Source organism: Veillonella parvula DSM 2008, from assembly GCF_000024945.1.
Lineage (GTDB): Bacteria > Bacillota > Negativicutes > Veillonellales > Veillonellaceae > Veillonella > Veillonella parvula.
In genome coordinates this window covers 1,575,001-1,593,769 of sequence record NC_013520.1, presented here as the reverse complement: position 1 = coordinate 1,593,769, position 18,769 = coordinate 1,575,001, and the positions used below count along the sequence as shown (strand labels likewise).

Below are 18,769 nucleotides of genomic sequence, written 5' to 3'. Positions count from 1 at the left end.
TAGCAAGATATACGTTAGTATTTTTTTCTTATTATAAATAGATCTAGGGGGATAAATGAGCTTAGCAGATACACAATACCTCGGTATTATTGAAAATATTTTAGATCATGGCATTTATGGTCAAAATCGCACAGGCATTGCAACGTACAAATTGCCTCAACAAATTATGCAATTTGACTTGCAAGAGGAATTTCCAATTTTAACCACTAAATTTGTAGCTTTCAAAACAGCTGTAAAAGAATTATTGTGGATTTGGCAAATGCAGTCCAATGACGTGCGCAAATTACAAGAAATGAATGTGCACGTATGGGATGAGTGGATGCGTGAAGATGGTACTATCGGTAAGGCCTATGGATACCAAATTGCGAAGTATAAGCAATTAGACAAGCTCATCAAAACGATTAAAGAAGATCCTGATAGCCGCCGAATGATAGTAACCCTTTGGAATATTGAAGATTTAGATGATATGGCGTTGCAACCATGTGCGTATGAAACCTTATGGGATGTAGGGGATGGTTACTTGAACTGCATGCTCATCCAACGCAGTGGCGACATGGGGCTTGGCGTTCCGTTTAACACGGCTCAATATGCGGCATTACAATGTATGATTGCTCAAGTAACAGGTTTAAAGCCAGGTAAATTTACACATGTCATCAACAATGCCCACATCTATGAAAATCACGTAGATGCATTGCGTGAGCAATTAGCACGTCGCAATCAAGCGTTGCCTGCTCCAAAAATTATCGTGAATCCTGAGGTAAAAGACTTCTATGACTTCACACCAGAGGACATTACCTTAGATGGATATGAACATTTAGGTAAATTATCCATGACTGTTGCTGTATAGCATTGTATTTATGACAATTGTTAAATAGCATAATATGTATGGCTATTGCTATATAGTATTGTTTTCATAGACATTGCTAAATAGTATAATTTATGACTGTTGCCATATAGTATTAACTGAAAGAGGGCAGTATGTTAGCATTAATCGTAGCCGTAGCACATAATCGTGTAATCGGTAAAGATAATACTTTGATTTGGCATTTGCCAAATGATTTGAAATTCTTTAAGGAAAAAACAACAGGCCATGTTATCATCATGGGTCGTAAGACCTTTGAAAGCTTACCGTTCTTGTTGCCAAATCGTGAGCATTGGGTAATTACTCGTGATAAAGGCTTTGATGCACCAGAAGGTGTTAAGATTTTCCATAACCCTGAGGCGGCTGCTGAAGCCGCACGTGCTCTTGATGCGGCCTACGTTATTGGTGGTGCTCAAGTATACGAGGCCTTTCTACCTTATGTAGATACTATGTATATCACTGAAGTAGACCATGAATTTGATGGGGATGCATTTTTCCCTGAATTCTCAGAGGATGCTTTCACCATCGAATCCGTTGTAGACGGCATTGTGGATGAAAAGAATCAATATCCTCATCGTTTTGTAACCTATCGCAGAAAGGCAGCTAAATGAGTGAAAGAATGTTTGCCATTATCGGCAGTGAATTAAATGTTAAGCCAAAGCAGGTGCAAGCTGCCGTAGAATTGTTGGACGAAGGCAATACGGTGCCATTTATTGCGCGGTATCGTAAAGAGGTAACGGGCGAATTGCAAGATGAGCAATTGCGCACCATTGAAGAACGCATTAAATACTTGCGTAACTTAGAAACACGTCGCCAAGAAATCATTGCTTCTATTACAGAGCAAGAAAAGATGACAGACGAGTTGATGAAGTCTTTGGAAGCTGCTACAAAGCTACAAGAGTTAGAAGACCTGTACTTGCCATATCGTCCAAAGAAACGTACGCGTGCTATGATTGCCCGCGAACGTGGTTTAGAACCATTGGCTGATATGATTATCAACGATACGGTTACCTCTGGAGATCCGTTAGAGATTGCAAAAGAATACATAACAGAAGAGGTTCCTACGCCAGAGGATGCCATACAAGGCGCTTCTGATATAGTAGCGGAAATCGTCAGTGATAGTGCAGACTTCCGGGCGTACTTGCGTAAGAAGATGTGGAATGAAGGCTTTATTCAAGCTGAATTGAGCGGTGAAGAGGAAGAACAACAACAATTCTTGCAATACGCTGAATATGCTGAGCCAGTTCGTCAAATGCCATCACATCGTATCTTGGCGGTAAATCGCGGTGAAAAATTAGGTGCTTTAAAACTAGTTCTAACTGTACCAGGTGACACCTATGTCGCTTATATGGTTCAAAAGTTAGAGAAAAATCCGAAGTCTATCTTTGCAGACTATAAAGCTGCCGCCGTAGCCGATGCATACAAACGCCTTATTTTCCCAGCTTTAGAGCGTGAAATCCGCAATGAATTGACGGAAAATGCCGATGAGCAAGCTATCAAGGTATTTGGTGTAAATCTCAAAAATCTATTGTTACAACCACCATTGGCCGGACATGTTATCATGGGCCTTGACCCTGGTTACCGTACTGGCTGTAAAATGGCGATTATCGATCAACAAGGCAATGTGCTCGATTATGGTGCGTACTATTTAACAAATAGTGAAAAGCTTCGCAAGGAAGCTCAAAAGGTATTGGCTGATAAGATTCGTAAGTTTAAGGTTACTCTTTTATCTATCGGCAATGGTACTGCATCCTATGAAACAGAGCAATTTGCGTCTACTATGATTGAAGAGGAAACATTAGATTGCCACTATATCATTACTAATGAAGCGGGCGCATCTGTGTACTCAGCATCTAAATTGGCTATCGATGAGTTACCAGATTTAGACGTTACCATTCGCGGTGCTGTATCGATTGCACGCCGTGTACAAGATCCATTGGCTGAATCTGTTAAAATCGATCCTAAATCTATCGGCGTAGGTCAATACCAACATGATGTAAATCAAAAACAATTGACACATACCTTAGACCAAGTAGTTGAAACTGTAGTAAACCACGTTGGGGTAGAGCTAAATACTGCATCTCCAGCTATCTTGCAACATGTTGCAGGCATTTCTAGTGCTGTGGCTAAAAATATTGTTGCATACCGTCAAGAGAATGGTGTGTTTAAAAGCCGTAAGGAATTGCTAAAAGTACCTCGTTTAGGCCCTGCAGCCTTTACACAATGTGCTGGTTTCTTGCGCTTACAACACGGTAAAAATCCACTGGATAATACATCCGTTCATCCAGAGTCTTATGAATTGGCAGAGCGCATCATTGGTGAATTAGGCTTTACCTTAAAAGACTTACAAGATAAATCTCAATTAGAAGCATTGCAAGTAAAATTACCTCTTGTGGATGCCGATAAAATGGCTGCCAAGCTTGATGCGGGCGTGCCGACTGTTCGGGATATCTTGGCGGCTCTTGCTAAACCAGGTCGCGACCCTCGGGAAGATTTACCGGCTCCATTGACCAGAAAACACGTAGTGAGCCTTGAAGATATCAAGGTCGGTACCGTTGTAAAAGGTACTGTTCATAACGTAGTTGATTTCGGAGCTTTTGTAGACTTTGGGCTTAAAACGAATGGTCTATTACATCGCAGCGAGCTTTGCAATAGCCGTCAACATCCATCTGATGTGCTTGCTGTAGGTGATATTATCGAAGCTCAAATCATTTCTGTTGACGTAAAGCGCAATCGCATCGGTCTGTCTGTAAAAGCATTACAACTAGAAAAACCAAAGAATAACGATAATAACCATAATAGAAATAATAATGGTCAACGTCGAAATAATGATAACCGAAATAACAACCGTAATAATGGCGGACGTCAAAATGATAATCGCCATAATGGTTCTTTTAATAATGGGGATCGTCGAAACTGATAATTTCTTAGAAGACTAGTTAATCTACATTAATAGATTTTAAATGATAGTCATTCTTGACTAAAAGTCATTATACCAAAAACCGCACCCTCTATGGTTTTAGAGGGTGCGGTTTTTCTATATAGCTAAAAACTATGTATATTAATGCAGAACAGATATATCGAAAATGATATATCTGATTGAAAAAATTAGATATAGGGAGTATGATGAAACCATAGAGGGGAAATTCCTAAATCATATTCCTAAAGAGGAGGTAATGCAATGAGCTTGAACCTTAAAGAAAGATATGGACTTTTAATTAATAATGAATGGGTAAAGGCATCTGACGGTGCTGAATTTAAAGTATATAACCCTGCTAATGGCGAACAACTCGCTATCTGTGCAGAGGCTACATATGGCGATGTTGATAAAGCTGTAGAGGCTGCAACAGAAGCTTTCAAAACGTGGAAAAACGTTTCTCAAGTAGAACGTGCTGATTATTTATTGAAAATTGCGGATGCTATCGATACTCACAAAGAACATTTGGCACAAGTTGAAACATACGACAATGGTAAGCCAATCCGTGAAACATTGAACGTGGATATTCCACTTGGGGCGGACCATTTCCGTTACTTTGCAGGCGTGCTTCGTTCCGAAGAAGGCTCTGCACAAGTATTTGACGAAAATACATTGAGTCTCATCGTTCGTGAACCGATTGGCGTTGTAGGTCAAGTTGTGCCTTGGAACTTCCCATTCCTAATGGCCGCTTGGAAATTGGCTCCAGCTCTTGCAGCAGGCTGTACAGTTGTTATCAAACCTTCTAGCCACACATCTCTTAGCTTATTAGAACTTGGCGATATTTTGAAAGAAATCTTGCCACCAGGTGTTGTAAACATCGTAACTGGTAAAGGTTCTAAATCCGGTCAATATATCCTTGATCATCCTGGTTTTAGCAAACTTGCTTTCACAGGCTCTACAGAGGTAGGTCTAGATGTATATAAAGCAGCATCTGAACGCTTGATTCCTGCCACATTGGAATTAGGTGGTAAATCTGCGAATATCTTCTTTGAAGATGCGAACTGGAAACAAGCTCTTGACGGGGCAATGCTCGGTATTCTTTTTAACCAAGGTCAAGTATGCTGCGCTGGTTCCCGTATCTTCGTACAAGATACAATTTACGATAAATTCGTAGCTGAACTTGCTGCACTATTCGATAAGGTGAAAGTTGGTTTGCCTTGGGATTCATCTACTCAACTTGGCTCCTTGATTTACGAAGACCAAGTTAATAAAGTATTGAGTTATGTAGACCTTGCAAAAGAAGAAGGAGCTCGCATTGTAGCCGGTGGTGTACGTGTTACTGATGGCGAACTTGGTAAAGGTTGCTTTGTAAGACCTACACTTATTGTAGATGCTACAAATGATATGCGTGTAGCTCGCGAAGAAATCTTCGGCCCTGTAGCTGTTGTCATCAAATTCCACAGCGAAGAAGAAGTTATTGAACAAGCAAATGACAGCTTATACGGCCTTGGCGGTGGCGTATTTACTCAAAACATCAACCGTGCTATCCGCGTAGCTCGCGGTATCGAAACAGGGCGTATGTGGGTAAATACATACAATTCAATCCCTGCAGGCGCTCCATTTGGCGGCTATAAACAATCCGGTATCGGTCGTGAAACTCACAAAGTTATCCTTGAGCACTACACTCAAATGAAAAACATCATCGTAAACTTGAGCGATAAACCATCTGGGTTCTACGACTTAGATTAATAACATATAAACTTCTCCGATGAACTATAATAAAGAGGCACCTCGAATGAGGTGCCTCTTTATTAATATTGAGATAAACGGAATATTTTTCTATACGCCTCTGGTGCATTAGAACCATCAGAAGGTTTTATAATAATTCTAATATATATATCTTCTTTGAAGTCTGGATATGTTGTTGCATATTCTTTGCAGAATTGATCCATTCGATTGTAAAAATTTGTTACATCTTGGTTTTGTATGGCCGAATAGGGAATAGGCATTTCAATATACAAAGAAGATGTATCGTATGTAGCATAGGATAACTCCTCTTCTGTTATATAGTTTTTCATTAATGGGAATGCAGTTATTAACGGGATGTTGGTTATCAGTATTCGCTCCACTTGTGGTACAACAGGTGCAGAGGTGTGCAAGACTTCAGATATTTCAACGGGCATTTGTGGATATTTGTCAAAGGTGACTTGCCATCTATTGTTTCTATGAGACTCCAAGTGATATGTTAGATTAGGATAATCCTCATTTATATATTGTTGTACCTCATTTTCACTATAATGTGAGAGAAGATGACAACCCGTTGTTAGTATGAGGGATAGTATAATCAGTGGCAATAATATAAATCGTTTTAGGGTAAAAGATTTCATTGTATATTCCTTTTATATTACTTTAGGAAGTTTAGTAAATCGTAATTGCTTAACAGACATTGTTTAATTTATTGGCAGAATTTTGGAGTACATTTTGGAGTACACTATTTTAATTATATTATATCTAAATTAACTGTTTACTTATATAGCTGATTAATACCACACAACTCTCAATAAACCATAATAAAGAAGCAGCCCGAAAGAGGCGCCTTTTTTGTACTTAACAATAGTCTATTATATGTAAAAGTATAGGGTATGTTATAATTGTAGCCATATAAAATTGTGTTATTTATAGAGGTCTATTATGAATTTGAAGAGAGTAATTAAATGGATTGGATATATTGTTGCCATAATAGTAGTGCTTTATATCCTCATATGGGGAGTGTTGATATATTTCTTGGCAGGTGGTGACTTTAAAAATAGTTTGATCTATCTAAGTGAATTTCAGGAGAGTGGATTATATTATGGTAATGAAAACTGTAAGATTGCTAATAATGTAGTTGCTGTTCATGAGGTAGATAATAAACTTTATTACATAACTTTAGACGGTATTGGTATTTTTGATGAAAATGTGAGTTTGTTAGATGCTTGGAATAAAGATATTAATAAATATAACACTTTCATTCCTCGGATAGATGCTAAAGAAACACACTTTAATGTGAGCCTTGATGAGTTATATCCTAATATTTCTAGTCTTGATGAAAGTGATAGAGATATATGGCATGAGATCTTTTTTGATGGTGAGAAACGATATACCGGTTTGCACGCTGGACATCCTATAAAGCTACCTTTCTATGTATCGTATAGAAAGGAAAGCTTGATTAAGCATAATGATATAGTAGATCTTTCTACAGGAACTATTATTGGTAAGTATGGTAGTGAGCATATTTATAGAAACAATGCTTATTATAATTTTGAATTCGGAAAATTGACTAAAATTGATTTCTCTCAGAAAGCTATATATAGCTATTATTCCGACAATCTTGATATAAATCGGTTCAGTAAGAATAATACCAATGATGAAAAACGTGAATCTTATTCACGAAATGAGCTAAATAAAACGAGAACGAAAGATTTAGAGGTATTATCTGATTTACTGAATCAACGATTCATAGTGTTTGATTCCTTTAACAAGTTTTCTGATTTTGATAAAGATACTTTTGAAGCATTAGCCATTTATGCAATTAAAAATCGGAAGGCGCTACAATTAGGGCCGTTAGAAAATCAAACCCTACAGCAATACTTAAGTAAATAGAATACATGAGTATATGTACTGAATGAAAGTAAGGCGTAATAAACTTATCCATAAAGTATAGTTGAGGAGTATTTCATGGATCTGTTTCAAATAAGTAAAATGTTAAACATAAATGATTTACAAGAAATTCTATTTAGAAAATGGTCAAAGGACAGGATAAACTATGATTCATTTTGATTATCTATTAATTATAGGGATATTGCTTAGTGTTTTACTCTTTCTTTTTGTTGGAGTATTTTATTATAGTAAATCTAAACTTTTAAAGGGACTAAATATTTGGTTTTTAATAATACTTAGTGGTCTATTGAGTTATTTGTTATATCCCTTATATGAACTGACAGATTATAGAGAAGAATTTACATCAATAGTTATTATTGCTGCGATAATCATTAAAATAAATATCAATTTATCTATATTTATGATTGCTGATAAAATAAGAACAAAATGGATTTCTAAATTAATTTTGATTCTATGGGTTGTTCTTGTTGAATGCTTGTATACGCCTATTCATTTGTCATATCTTGTTTTGTTATGTGTATCAGGTGGAATTGTGTTGATTGAACATTTTAAGGGTAAAAGAAATCCTATTTAGTTTAGATTCAAAATAACTCTTATAGCGCTCACTTTCAAAATATGTTATACTATTCAAATGCGCATAGTTCGTGCGCGATAGGAGGAAACACATTTAGATGTTAGAAAAATTTGAACAATTAATGATTAGCGAACCTGTTCTAAGAGCGTTAAACGATATGGGCTTTGAAGAGCCTACGCCAATTCAACAGGAAGCTATCCCAGTAGCCATGAGCGGTAAAGACATGATCGGTCAAGCTCAAACAGGTACTGGTAAGACAGCAGCATTTGGCTTGCCTGTATTGGAACGCGTAGACGGGAATGAGCGTCACGTTCAAGTAGTTATTTTATCCCCTACACGAGAATTAGCTATTCAAGTAGCTGAAGAGCTTAACAAAATGGCTCAGTACACGAATATCACGGCACTACCAATTTATGGTGGTCAAGATATTAATCGTCAGTTCCGTGCCTTGAAAAAGAACCCTCAAATCATCGTTGCCACTCCAGGCCGATTGATGGACCATATGGATCGTGGTTCTATCCACTTTGACCATGTGAAAGTCGTGGTATTGGACGAAGCCGACGAAATGTTAAATATGGGCTTTGTTGATGATATCAATAAAATCTTGGGTGCTATCCCAGAAGACCATCAAACATTGTTGTTCTCTGCAACTATGCCTAAGGCTATCCAACAATTAGCTGAAACATATTTGACAGAGCCAACATTGATTCGCATGAAACCGACTCAAGTTACGATGGACTTAATTGAACAATACTATATCGAAGTGCAAGACCGTCAAAAATTCGATGTTCTTTGCCGTTTGTTTGATATCCAAACACCTGAACTGGCTATTATCTTTACACGTACAAAACGTCGTGTTGATGAAGTGACAGAAGGTCTTAAGAAACGTGGTTACATGGCGGAAGGCATCCATGGCGACTTGTCTCAACAAAAACGAGACAGCGTAATTCGCCAATTCCGCGAAGGTACCATTGATATTCTCGTGGCTACAGATGTGGCAGCTCGTGGTCTTGATATTTCTGGCGTGTCTCATGTATATAATTATGATATGCCTCAAGATCCTGAAAGCTACACACACCGCGTAGGTCGTACAGGTCGTGCCGGTAAGGCTGGGCAGGCTTTCACGTTCGTTATTCCTCGTGAAATGGAGCATTTACATGCTATCGAGCGTTTAACAAAACGTAAAATTGCACGTCGTCGTGCACCTTCATTAGGTGAAGTTCTTGAAGGTCAACAACGTTTGGCAATTGAAAGCCTCGTTGAAATGACAGATAATCTAGAAGCATTGGCGCCTTTCAAATCTAGTGCTGAGGAATTGTTGAATGATACAGATTCCGTAACACTTTTGGCGGCAGCTCTTAAATTGTTAACAAAAGAACCAGATACTACTCCTGTAAATATTACAGAAGAAAAACCATTGCGCGTACGCCGTCGTCGTGAAAGTGGTCGTAGTGATCGCCGCCGTCGTGATGGTGATCGTCGTAGAGATGGTGACCGTCGTCGCAGTCGCGATGATCGTAGAAGTGATCGTCGTAATGACCGTAAAGGTGACCGCCGCAGAGATGATCGCAAATCTGATCGTCCACGTGGTGAGAAAAAAACTCGTCATCAAAGTGAAGGTTTTAAACCTTACTTTAAAGACTAATAGGATGTGGATTGCTTTTAGCAATCCACATTTTTTATTACTTAATAGTTAATACTATTTATCTTGATAAGTATTGAGAATTTTGGTATAATAAATAATAATTATTTCTTGTAAACGGTCGATAATGGCCTATGCCTAATAGATTTCCAAGTGGAGAAAGGTAGATTATTATGGATATCGCACAAATTTTGCGTAGCCAGGGGTTTAAAGTTACCCCACAACGTATTGCGATTTATGATGCTTTGCGTGGTCATCATGATCATCCAACAGCAGAGATGTTGTATCATACGTTGCGCCCAGAACATCCAAGCATGAGCTTGGCTACAGTGTATAAGACGATGGAGATTTTTGAAAAAATCGGTCTTGTTAAAATTCTAGAAGTTGGTGATGAGCGCGCTCATTACGATTGGGATACACAAGCTCATTCCCATATCCGTTGCATTCGTTGCAATAAGGTAGAGGATATGATGGGCATTGATTTGAAAGCTATCAAAACGATTGCTGATCAAGGTAGCGAATATCAAATCACAGGTCAACATATTACCTTCGAAGGTGTTTGCCCTGAGTGCGCAAAAAAAGAAAGTCATTAATAGATAACCCCTGTTGTTGAAGGGCTCCTTCACGGCAGGGGTTATATTAGTTATTGTATATCTTCTATCTTATATCTATTAGTGTTATAGAATAGCTATAATTAGATATAAGCATAATACAATAGATATTAGAGTTAAGCGTTTTATAATTATAGAATTGTAGAAATCGTATAATCATATAAAGGAGTATCATGTTTGTAATAGGCAGTCACTTATCAATTAGCAAAGGTTATTTACATATGGGCAAGGAAGCGACTAAAATTGGGGGCAATACGTTCCAATACTTTACTCGCAACCCTCGCGGTGGTAGCATGCGAGCTCTCGATGTTGAGGATATGAATAACCTTAGCGCATATATGAAAGAACACAACTTTGGTACCTTGTTAGCACATGCACCGTATACCTATAACCCATGTGCCGCCAAAGAGGATTTACGCGCTTTTGCGAAGCAATCTATGATGGAAGATTTAGAGCGTATGGAATATTTGCCAGGTCAAATGTATAACTTTCACCCAGGTAGCCATGTGAAACAAGGCGTAGATCAAGGTATTGAATACATTGTAGAGTGCTTGAATGAAATCTTATTTCCAGGCATGAAGACAACAGTCCTTTTGGAAGTAATGGCTGGTAAGGGTACAGAAATTGGTTCCCGTTTTGAAGAAATTGCACGCATCATTGATGGTGTAAAGCTAAAAGAGTACATGGGTGTGTGCGTTGATACTTGTCACATTCACGAAGGCGGTTATGATATCGTGCATAATCTTGATGGCGTTATTGACGAGTTCGATCGAATTGTAGGTCTTGATCGTTTGAAAGCCATTCATTTAAATGACTCTAAAAACCCTATGGGTGCCCATAAAGATCGTCATGAAAAAATTGGGGAAGGACATATTGGTATCGATGCTATTGCTCGCGTTGTAACACATCCTAAATTGACGAACCTGCCATTCTACTTGGAAACGCCAAATGAATTAGACGGATACGCAAAAGAAATTGCTATGTTGCGCTCTATCGTAGAGAATAAATAATTAAATTACAGATGTTAATTTAGTTATATAATAAATATGTAGAATACTTGATGCTATACTAGTTATTGCAAACACATAAGGTTATTAAAACTATTAAAACTATTAAAACTATTAATGCTATTAATGCTATTAAAGCTATATAACGTTATTGAATTTCCATAAAGTTATGGGATTAAGTGTTTGTTTTTGCATTTGAATACATACATTGTGTATGTGGTGTAGGGAGAACTGGAAAGGGGGTCAAAATGCGGTTTTTACATACTGCCGATTGGCATTTAGGGCGTATTTTTTATGGCCAGTACTTAACAGAAGATCAAGCTCATGTGTTGGAACATCAGTTTTTTAATATTTTGAAAGATGAAAACATCGATGGCATATTGCTCGCAGGGGATATTTTTGATAGAGCGGTGCCACCCATTGAAGCTATCGAATTGTGGGACTCTATAATTACTCGTCTCGCTATGGACTACAAGGTGCCTCTCTTTGTGGTGAGCGGTAATCACGATGGGGCGGAACGTCTTGAAGTGGGGCGCTCCATGTTGGGACAATCGGGTATTCATATTTGGGGCTCTCCTCATCACGCTTTAAAACCTTTTGAATTTGAAGGGACAGATGGCAAGGTGGCAATTTGTCCTATGCCTTTTAGTGAACCTCGGCGCATAGGGGAGGCTTTGGGCTTAAGTTCTGCTAATACTACTTCAGCAACTGTTCAAAATCTGGAGAGTGTAGAAACTAAGACTAAAGCAAAGTCAAAACGGTCTAAATCAAAGAAGTCATTTCAAGATGTTATAGAAGGCTCTTTATTTGCTGATGTAGAGGATATTAATGCAGAATCTACCGATACTGAAATTGCTGACATAGTAACACAGTGTTATGAACAAAATTGCGAAAGCACTTTGAATCTGCATAATTATGACCAAATGTATCAAGCTTGGAGTGACTATTTGTATAAACAGGTGCCTAAGGGGATGCGTAGTATCGCCATTAGCCATGCTTTTGTTATGGGCGGTGAAGTAGGGGGCTCAGAGCGTACCTTGTCTGTAGGTGGCAGTGAACAGGTAAATCCTCAAGCCTTTAAAGATTTTCACTATACTGCCTTGGGACATTTGCATGGGTCTCAACGAATGGGTGCAGATCGTATTCGCTATAGTGGCTCTCCATTAAAGTATTCCTTTGATGAACATATGCAAAAGAAGTCTTTCACCATCATTGATATGGATACAAAGGGGACCGTAGATATTAGTACAATTCCTGTAGAGGTGAAGCGAGATGTAGTCATTTTGGAAGGATATTTTGAAGACCTGTTAAATGATAAAGTATTACAGGCTAAACATAGGGATGATTATGTGCAAGCTCGTTTACTTGATACGATGCCGATTATGGATGGAATGGCTAAACTGCGCCAGGTATATCATCGTTGTATGACCATTGATCTAGTTGGTCGCATGGCAGGGCCTATAGCAGATATGGGTGAGGCAATTTTCAAAGAATTAAATGAACGGGATCTATTTAATCAGTTTGCAGAAACTGTGTGGAAGGAACCTTTAACAGAGAAAGAACAGCAATATATTAACTCTGTATGGGACCGAATTCTTAAGGAGGACTAAATGAAGCCTATATCATTAACTATAGAAGCCTTTGGTCCGTATCGTGATTCGGTCACATTGGACTTTAACGAGCTCCAAGACCATTCCATGTTTCTCATCGCTGGCCCTACAGGGGCAGGGAAAACATCAATCTTAGATGCCATGGTGTATGCCTTGTATGGTGAGCCGAGTGGGGAAGTCCGTAAAACAGATGCTATTCGCAGTGACTTTGCAGAACCTCATCGTATGACTCGTGTCGATTTCTCCTTTGCTATTGGGGATGCACAATATCGTGTTGAACGGTTACCGAAACAAATGGTAGCAAAGAAACGTGGTACAGGGATGCGTGAACAGAATGCTAGCGCTACTGTATATGAGCGGAAAAATGGTGAGTGGAAGGTCATTGCCACCTCGGCTGCCGCCATTCGCGATACTATTCAGCAAATTATAGGCTTTCGCAAGGATCAGTTTTTACAAGTTGTGCTATTACCTCAAGGGGAATTCCGAAAGTTACTAGTGGCCTCTACGAGTGAACGTGAGGAATTACTACATACACTCTTTAGAACGGAGCTATATCGAAAATTACAAGAAACACTAAAGGCTGCCTATGATGAAGCAAAGGCAGGTATTGAAGAAAATCTAACTAAGCAAACTGTATTTATGCAGTCTATCCCTCATGATGGAGCGACTCCAATGGTAACCATTGAGCATGTGCGTGAGTTACTAGCGAATCGGGGCCCACATCGAGATGCTCTCGCTGTAGAACGAGATGAGGCAGTAACCGTGGTAGAACAGTTTAATGTGCTCCGAAATCAATGGTCTTTATATAATCAGGCTCAACAATCTCTTGCTGAGGCTACTTCGAAACTTGACTTGGTGAAAACCAGGGAAACTGAGCGCGTAAACCTAAGTGAAAAGGTTCAGTTCCTTAACTCTTTGGCACCAACGCATGAATTATATAAACAATATATTGAGAAACAGGCTGTATTAAAAACTTTAGAACAGGCTCTTTCAGATGCAGAAGAACGTGTGAAACTGGCAACTCAACATGAGGCTAAATGTTTAGAGGTTTACAGTGGCTTAGAAGGTCAAGCTGAAAGTATACAAGCTAAGAGAACTACCTTAGCTCAATTTCAACAACAAGCGGAGAAGTTTGACGAGTTAGATGTATTGAAAAAGAAATTCTCTACACTGCATAGTAGTTTAGAAGAATTAGATAGTAAAAAAAGCGAAGATGCCTTAGCTAAACAACGGGAGCTTGTAAAAACTTTAGAAGCTGATTTAGAAGCTTTGCGTAAACAGGTACAAGATAATAATAAATTCTTAGAAAATACTCCTATTATTCAAGAGCAACTAAATGATTTGCATAGATATTCTGAATTACTAGAAGAAATTAGTAAGGTACAAAAAGAAATCGATGATAAAGGTCAAAGGCTAGCGTCTTTAGATAGAACAGTGCAGGTTGCAAAGGTACATCTTGAACGATTAGAGCATCTAATGCAAGAAGGGCGCGCCTTTGAGCTAGTTCATTTAGTTGTAGATAATGAGCCTTGTCCGGTCTGTGGCTCTACAGATCATCCTCGGTTAGCCGCTAAGCCAGAGATTTATCCGACTAAGGATGAAATTGAAGAGGCTCGTATAGCCCGTGATATAGCACTACAAAAGCAAGCTAGCGAAGTGGGACAACAGAAAACCTTAGTTACTCGTCTTGATGAGTTAACTAAGCAAGTAGACGCGCAAGTTTCTACGCTAAAGTTATCTATGGATGATTTTTCTGAGAAAAACTTTGCATCTGTTCAACAAGATTTGTTGGCTAAAATGGAGCAACTCACTGCTTTACGTGGTAAGTCTGAATTGTTAAGTAAAACTATAGCTCACAAGGAGCATAATTTAAAAGTAGCTCGAGATAAGCTAGCAACTTTAGAGATTGCCCATAATGAATTACTTAAAAATCTACACGACCTAGAGATTCGTATTAGCTCAGTACAAGCTAACATTGATGCTCTATCTAAAACTTTACCAACCACGGATATAGCTGCGTGGCAAAAACAGCTAGAGTCGTTAGATAGTGAGATTACGATTTACGATGAGCAGGTGAAAGTTGGTAAAACTAATTTAGATGCTGCTCGAGAACAGTTGAATGCCAAACGCGGACGCTTAGAAACATTGTCCTCTCAAGTAAAAGAAGAAACAAAAAATCTCAATTTGATGTATAAGAACTATACAAAGTCATTACAAACTATTTCTTTAGCAGAAGATGATTTTGTAGAGGCTTTACGTGATATTAAAGAGATAGAGACCTATAGAACACAGCTGCATGCTTTGGATGAAGCCTTTAATAAAGCACGAGCTGTATATGATGCGGCGTTAAAGGCCTCAGAAACTGTGGTTAAGCCAAGTGATACTGTTTCTGATGAAATCTATGCTACAGCAGTAGAGCATCGAGATACGCTAGTAGGCAATCTAGCGGCATGGGATAAAGAAACAAAGCATATCGAAACTACGCTTAACTCATTAGAAACACTTGAAGCTGCTATGGGCGAGGCTCGTGAAAAGGTGAAGTTCTTAAGCCGATTAAATGATCTCGCTAATGGTGGGGAGCAAGGCTTTAAAAATGTTACCTTTGAGCGTTATGTATTGGGGGCTATCTTAGATGAGGTCGTATATGCAGCCAATTTACGACTTCAGAAGATGAGTCGCAACAGATATTCCTTGGAAAGATCTGACTATACAGGTGGTGGTCGTGGCAAGCAAGGCCTTGATTTGGCAGTTATGGATGCTTTCACGGGGCAATCTAGACCGGCAAATACCTTGTCGGGTGGTGAAACATTCTTGGCCTCTATGGCGCTTGCCTTGGGATTAGCGGATGTTATTCAAAGCTATGCTGGTGGTATCCATATGGATACGATGTTCATCGATGAAGGCTTTGGCACGCTTGACCCAGATACATTGGAACTAGCTATGGAAACATTGGTACAATTGCAATCTTCTGGGCGCCTTATCGGTATGATTTCCCATGTGCCTGAGTTAAAATCGCGCATACCTGCTCATTTAGAAGTTATTCGCGGTGACGATGGTAGTACGGCAAAATTTGTTATTAACTAGATATCATTAACTAGATATCATTAACTAGATATAGATTTGCCAAATGTGTTACTATAAAAAGAGGAGAATTCCTACAAAAACATCCTGTATTTACGAAGGGGGTTCTATGAAGTTTTCGTTTGCTCATAATAATATAAATGTTAAAGACCTTGATAAAAGTCTAGCATTCTATAAAGAGGCGTTATTGCTCGAGGAGTCTCGTCGTTTGGAAGACCCAAGCGGTGCTTTCACTCTAGTATATTTAAAAAGTCCTTATACAGCACATGAATTAGAACTTACATGGTTGCGTGACTGGGATCGCCCTTATAATTTAGGCGACAATGAATTCCATTTAGCGTTTTACGTAGATGACTATGAAGCGGCTCTTAAAAAGCATAAAGAAATGGGCGTTGTTGCTTATGAGAACACTGATATGGGCATTTATTTCATAGCGGATCCAGATGGATATTGGACAGAAATCATTCCGGCAGGTAAATATTAATGGAATATATGTTAACCCGTTTGGAGTGGTTAGTTGGACCAGATAAGATTCAAACATTAAAGGATACATCTATCGCACTCTTTGGTGTCGGTGGCGTAGGTGGTGGTGCCCTTGAGGCGTTAGTGCGAGCTGGTGTGGGGCGCATCGTCATTATTGATGGTGACTCCGTAGCGCCTAGCAATTTGAACCGCCAAATGATTACGACTCATGATACGATTGGGGCACGTAAGGTAGAGGTGGCAAAGGCGCGAGCTCTTTCCATTAATCCTGATGTGGTGATAGAAACCCATGATATTATGTATACTGAGGAAATCTATCCTGGATTTATTCAAAGCTTGAACGTTGATTATGTTATCGATGCCATTGATATGGTAACGGCGAAACTTAATATCATTGAGGTTTGTCAACGTGAAAGTATCCCCGTTATTTCTTGTATGGGTGGCGGTAATCGCTTTTACCCAGAAAAACTTATGATTGCTGATATCAATAAGTCTCATACATGTCCTTTGGCACGTGTTATGCGTCGGGAACTCAAAAAACGGGGCATTAAAAAACAATTAGTTTTATTTTCTACAGAAAAACCGACAAAACCACAATTCCGCGGCGAAGCGACAAGTCCTGGAACATGTAGTTTTGTGCCCCCAGTGGCAGGTTTTATATTAGCAGCACATGTATTGCGTACAATTTTGGAGGTACCTGAACAATGAAAAAAGCAAAAATCCATATGGCTGACGGCGGCGATATTATAATTGAATTATTTGATAAAGAAGCACCTGGAACAGTACAAAACTTCATTGATCTGATCAATAAAGGTTTTTACAATGGTCTTCGTTTCCACCGTGTAATCCCTGGTTTCGTAGCACAAGGTGGTTGTCCTAATGGCAACGGTACAGGTGGTCCTGGCTATACAATTAAAGACGAACTAGTTGGCAATCCTCATAAACATGAGCGTGGTGCCTTGTCTATGGCTCACCGTGGCCCTAATACTGGTGGTAGTCAATTCTTTATTGTATACGAACCACAACCTCATTTAGATGGTGTACATACCGTATTTGGTAAAGTCATTGAAGGTATGGATGTAGTTGATGGTATCCAACAAGGTGCTATCATGGAAACTGTAGAAGTAATCGAAGGTTAATCTCATGAATGAAGTATCTATTAAACATCCAGAATGGCTATATATCGATGTAAATGGTAAAACATCATATGGGTATGACCAAGAGTGGTTCACTGATGAGTGGCAACGCTTGTCTGGTTGTGGTCCTACATCGGCATCACAAGTATTGGGCTATTCGCTATTTAGGGATGGCTTATTAGATCTAGAAACCACATCCGACCAAAGCCTTGCGTTAGAACGAATGAACTTAGTTTGGAAATATGTAAAACCACGTTTTGGTGGCGGTGTTTATAAAACGCAATGGATGGAACGAGGACTTATACGTTTGTTAGAGGACGAAGGATTGTCTTATGATGTGCATATGCTAAATGTATCACCTTTCTGTGCATCACGCGTAGAGGTGGAGGCTGCAGCTCAATTTATTCATGATGCCTTGGCACAGGATGTGCCTGTAGCATTTTTGAATCGTCATAAAGGGAAAGAAAGGGCTCTCTATACCTGGCATTGGGTTCCGATTCACAGGATGTTTATGGACGGCGATGATATCCGTTGTGGCATCTTTGATGAAGGTGAAATTCGTGATTTTTCTTTGGCAAATTGGATGAAAGACACTATTTTAGGTGGTGGATTCTGTTACATTAGCCGTAAAGAGTAAGTAGCAGAGCAATTAAAGTAATATACATACGCATCGCAGTAATCTGCGATGCGTATTGTAGTATAAATAGTAGGAGGTACTACATGAGTCAATGGATTACTGAGGAACAAACCTCTCATTTACGTCTAAGCGCTGAAGCGGAAGAAGTGCTTTACTCTGGGAAATCTGAGTTCCAAAAAATTGAAGTTTTTAAATCAAAAGAGTATGGTATGATGCTCGCTTTAGATGGCGTGTTCCAAACATCTGAGCGTGAAGAGTTTATCTATCATGAAATGATGAGTCATATTCCTTTGTTCTTACATCCTAATCCTGAGCGTGTCTTGATTATCGGTGGTGGTGATGGTGGCGTAGCTAGAGAATGTGTACGTCATGACTGCGTAAAAGAAGTAACGATGGTTGAAATTGATGGTAAAGTTGTGGAGCTAGCAAAACAATATCTACCAACTATTGCTAAAGCTATGATTGAAAACCACCCTAAATTGACTGTAAAAATTGGTGATGGTATTGGTTTCATGGCAGAAGCAGAAGATTATTATGATGTAATTATCG

17 protein-coding genes (1 of these 17 cut by a window edge) are annotated in these 18,769 nt (G+C 39.0%); 16 read left to right on the top strand and 1 reads right to left on the bottom strand.

The genetic code is table 11. The annotated features are described in order from the left end of the window. Positions 1-55 precede the first annotated feature (55 nt). The 4 genes from VPAR_RS07040 (at position 56) to VPAR_RS07025 (ending at position 5,528) form a co-directional block, all read left to right on the top strand. Positions 56-847, top strand: coding sequence for a thymidylate synthase (locus VPAR_RS07040; RefSeq protein ID WP_012864704.1), 792 nt, complete (start codon positions 56-58; stop codon positions 845-847). Positions 848-978: 131 nt separating this feature from the next. Further along, a complete protein-coding gene (locus VPAR_RS07035; protein WP_008715045.1) occupies positions 979-1,473 on the top strand; it encodes a dihydrofolate reductase in 495 nt (164 codons plus the stop codon). Continuing rightward, positions 1,470-3,782: a Tex family protein gene (locus VPAR_RS07030; RefSeq protein ID WP_012864703.1), complete on the top strand. Its 2,313-nt coding sequence runs from the start codon at positions 1,470-1,472 to the stop codon at positions 3,780-3,782. The genes VPAR_RS07035 and VPAR_RS07030 overlap by 4 nt, the downstream gene beginning before the upstream one ends. Before the next feature lie 261 nt (positions 3,783-4,043). After that, positions 4,044-5,528, top strand: coding sequence for an aldehyde dehydrogenase family protein (locus VPAR_RS07025; RefSeq protein ID WP_004696787.1), 1,485 nt, complete (start codon positions 4,044-4,046; stop codon positions 5,526-5,528). Positions 5,529-5,590: 62 nt separating this feature from the next. Here the strand turns inward: VPAR_RS07025 and VPAR_RS09745 are convergent, their stop codons facing one another. Next, positions 5,591-6,166: a hypothetical protein gene (locus VPAR_RS09745; protein ID WP_012864702.1), complete on the bottom strand. Its 576-nt coding sequence runs from the start codon at positions 6,164-6,166 to the stop codon at positions 5,591-5,593. A 304-nt stretch (positions 6,167-6,470) separates the two neighbouring features. Between VPAR_RS09745 and VPAR_RS07015 the strand changes: the two genes are divergently transcribed. The 12 genes from VPAR_RS07015 to speE form a co-directional block, all read left to right on the top strand. Further along, complete coding sequence (locus VPAR_RS07015; protein ID WP_012864701.1) at positions 6,471-7,421, top strand: hypothetical protein; 951 nt, start codon at positions 6,471-6,473, stop codon at positions 7,419-7,421. Between the two features lie 163 nt (positions 7,422-7,584). Next, complete coding sequence (locus tag VPAR_RS07010) at positions 7,585-8,013, top strand: hypothetical protein (RefSeq protein WP_012864700.1); 429 nt, start codon at positions 7,585-7,587, stop codon at positions 8,011-8,013. A gap of 97 nt (positions 8,014-8,110) precedes the next feature. Beyond that, positions 8,111-9,658 (top strand): degradosome RNA helicase CshA, encoded by a 1,548-nt coding sequence (gene cshA / locus VPAR_RS07005; RefSeq protein WP_004696925.1) that lies wholly within the window; start codon positions 8,111-8,113, stop codon positions 9,656-9,658. Between the two features lie 170 nt (positions 9,659-9,828). Then, positions 9,829-10,248, top strand: a complete 420-nt coding sequence (locus VPAR_RS07000; RefSeq protein ID WP_004695325.1) for a Fur family transcriptional regulator — start codon at positions 9,829-9,831, stop codon at positions 10,246-10,248. Between the two features lie 191 nt (positions 10,249-10,439). Next, on the top strand, positions 10,440-11,276 hold the full coding sequence (locus VPAR_RS06995) for a deoxyribonuclease IV (RefSeq protein WP_012864699.1): 837 nt from the start codon (positions 10,440-10,442) through the stop codon (positions 11,274-11,276). A 245-nt stretch (positions 11,277-11,521) separates the two neighbouring features. Continuing rightward, positions 11,522-12,883 carry an exonuclease SbcCD subunit D gene (locus VPAR_RS06990; protein ID WP_012864698.1) on the top strand — a complete coding sequence of 454 codons (1,362 nt, stop codon included), beginning with the start codon at positions 11,522-11,524 and terminating at the stop codon, positions 12,881-12,883. Continuing rightward, positions 12,884-15,967 carry an AAA family ATPase gene (locus tag VPAR_RS06985; RefSeq protein WP_012864697.1) on the top strand — a complete coding sequence of 1,028 codons (3,084 nt, stop codon included), beginning with the start codon at positions 12,884-12,886 and terminating at the stop codon, positions 15,965-15,967. 106 nt (positions 15,968-16,073) lie between these two features. Next, on the top strand, positions 16,074-16,448 hold the full coding sequence (locus VPAR_RS06980; RefSeq protein ID WP_012864696.1) for a VOC family protein: 375 nt from the start codon (positions 16,074-16,076) through the stop codon (positions 16,446-16,448). Further along, on the top strand, positions 16,448-17,155 hold the full coding sequence (locus tag VPAR_RS06975) for a tRNA threonylcarbamoyladenosine dehydratase (protein WP_012864695.1): 708 nt from the start codon (positions 16,448-16,450) through the stop codon (positions 17,153-17,155). Before VPAR_RS06980 ends, VPAR_RS06975 begins: the two co-directional genes overlap by 1 nt. Beyond that, positions 17,152-17,586, top strand: a complete 435-nt coding sequence (locus VPAR_RS06970; RefSeq protein ID WP_012864694.1) for a peptidylprolyl isomerase — start codon at positions 17,152-17,154, stop codon at positions 17,584-17,586. Before VPAR_RS06975 ends, VPAR_RS06970 begins: the two co-directional genes overlap by 4 nt. 4 nt (positions 17,587-17,590) lie before the next feature. Next, positions 17,591-18,220: a hypothetical protein gene (locus VPAR_RS06965; RefSeq protein ID WP_012864693.1), complete on the top strand. Its 630-nt coding sequence runs from the start codon at positions 17,591-17,593 to the stop codon at positions 18,218-18,220. Between the two features lie 83 nt (positions 18,221-18,303). Beyond that, positions 18,304-18,769 carry the 5' portion of a polyamine aminopropyltransferase gene (gene speE / locus VPAR_RS06960; RefSeq protein ID WP_012864692.1) on the top strand. It continues 374 nt past the right edge of the window, so only the first 466 of its 840 coding nucleotides appear in the window; the start codon lies at positions 18,304-18,306; its stop codon lies beyond the right edge, outside the window.

What these genes read in the sequence shown, in the direction of transcription:
- VPAR_RS07040 (WP_012864704.1), top strand. Translation starts at nt 56, where the DNA reads ATGAGCTTAGCAGATACACAATACCTCGGTATTATTGAAAATATTTTA.
- VPAR_RS07035 (WP_008715045.1), top strand. Translation starts at nt 979, where the DNA reads ATGTTAGCATTAATCGTAGCCGTAGCACATAATCGTGTAATCGGTAAA.
- VPAR_RS07030 (WP_012864703.1), top strand. Translation starts at nt 1,470, where the DNA reads ATGAGTGAAAGAATGTTTGCCATTATCGGCAGTGAATTAAATGTTAAG.
- VPAR_RS07025 (WP_004696787.1), top strand. Translation starts at nt 4,044, where the DNA reads ATGAGCTTGAACCTTAAAGAAAGATATGGACTTTTAATTAATAATGAA.
- VPAR_RS09745 (WP_012864702.1), bottom strand. Translation starts at nt 6,166, where the DNA reads ATGAAATCTTTTACCCTAAAACGATTTATATTATTGCCACTGATTATA.
- VPAR_RS07015 (WP_012864701.1), top strand. Translation starts at nt 6,471, where the DNA reads ATGAATTTGAAGAGAGTAATTAAATGGATTGGATATATTGTTGCCATA.
- VPAR_RS07010 (WP_012864700.1), top strand. Translation starts at nt 7,585, where the DNA reads ATGATTCATTTTGATTATCTATTAATTATAGGGATATTGCTTAGTGTT.
- cshA (WP_004696925.1), top strand. Translation starts at nt 8,111, where the DNA reads ATGTTAGAAAAATTTGAACAATTAATGATTAGCGAACCTGTTCTAAGA.
- VPAR_RS07000 (WP_004695325.1), top strand. Translation starts at nt 9,829, where the DNA reads ATGGATATCGCACAAATTTTGCGTAGCCAGGGGTTTAAAGTTACCCCA.
- VPAR_RS06995 (WP_012864699.1), top strand. Translation starts at nt 10,440, where the DNA reads ATGTTTGTAATAGGCAGTCACTTATCAATTAGCAAAGGTTATTTACAT.
- VPAR_RS06990 (WP_012864698.1), top strand. Translation starts at nt 11,522, where the DNA reads ATGCGGTTTTTACATACTGCCGATTGGCATTTAGGGCGTATTTTTTAT.
- VPAR_RS06985 (WP_012864697.1), top strand. Translation starts at nt 12,884, where the DNA reads ATGAAGCCTATATCATTAACTATAGAAGCCTTTGGTCCGTATCGTGAT.
- VPAR_RS06980 (WP_012864696.1), top strand. Translation starts at nt 16,074, where the DNA reads ATGAAGTTTTCGTTTGCTCATAATAATATAAATGTTAAAGACCTTGAT.
- VPAR_RS06975 (WP_012864695.1), top strand. Translation starts at nt 16,448, where the DNA reads ATGGAATATATGTTAACCCGTTTGGAGTGGTTAGTTGGACCAGATAAG.
- VPAR_RS06970 (WP_012864694.1), top strand. Translation starts at nt 17,152, where the DNA reads ATGAAAAAAGCAAAAATCCATATGGCTGACGGCGGCGATATTATAATT.
- VPAR_RS06965 (WP_012864693.1), top strand. Translation starts at nt 17,591, where the DNA reads ATGAATGAAGTATCTATTAAACATCCAGAATGGCTATATATCGATGTA.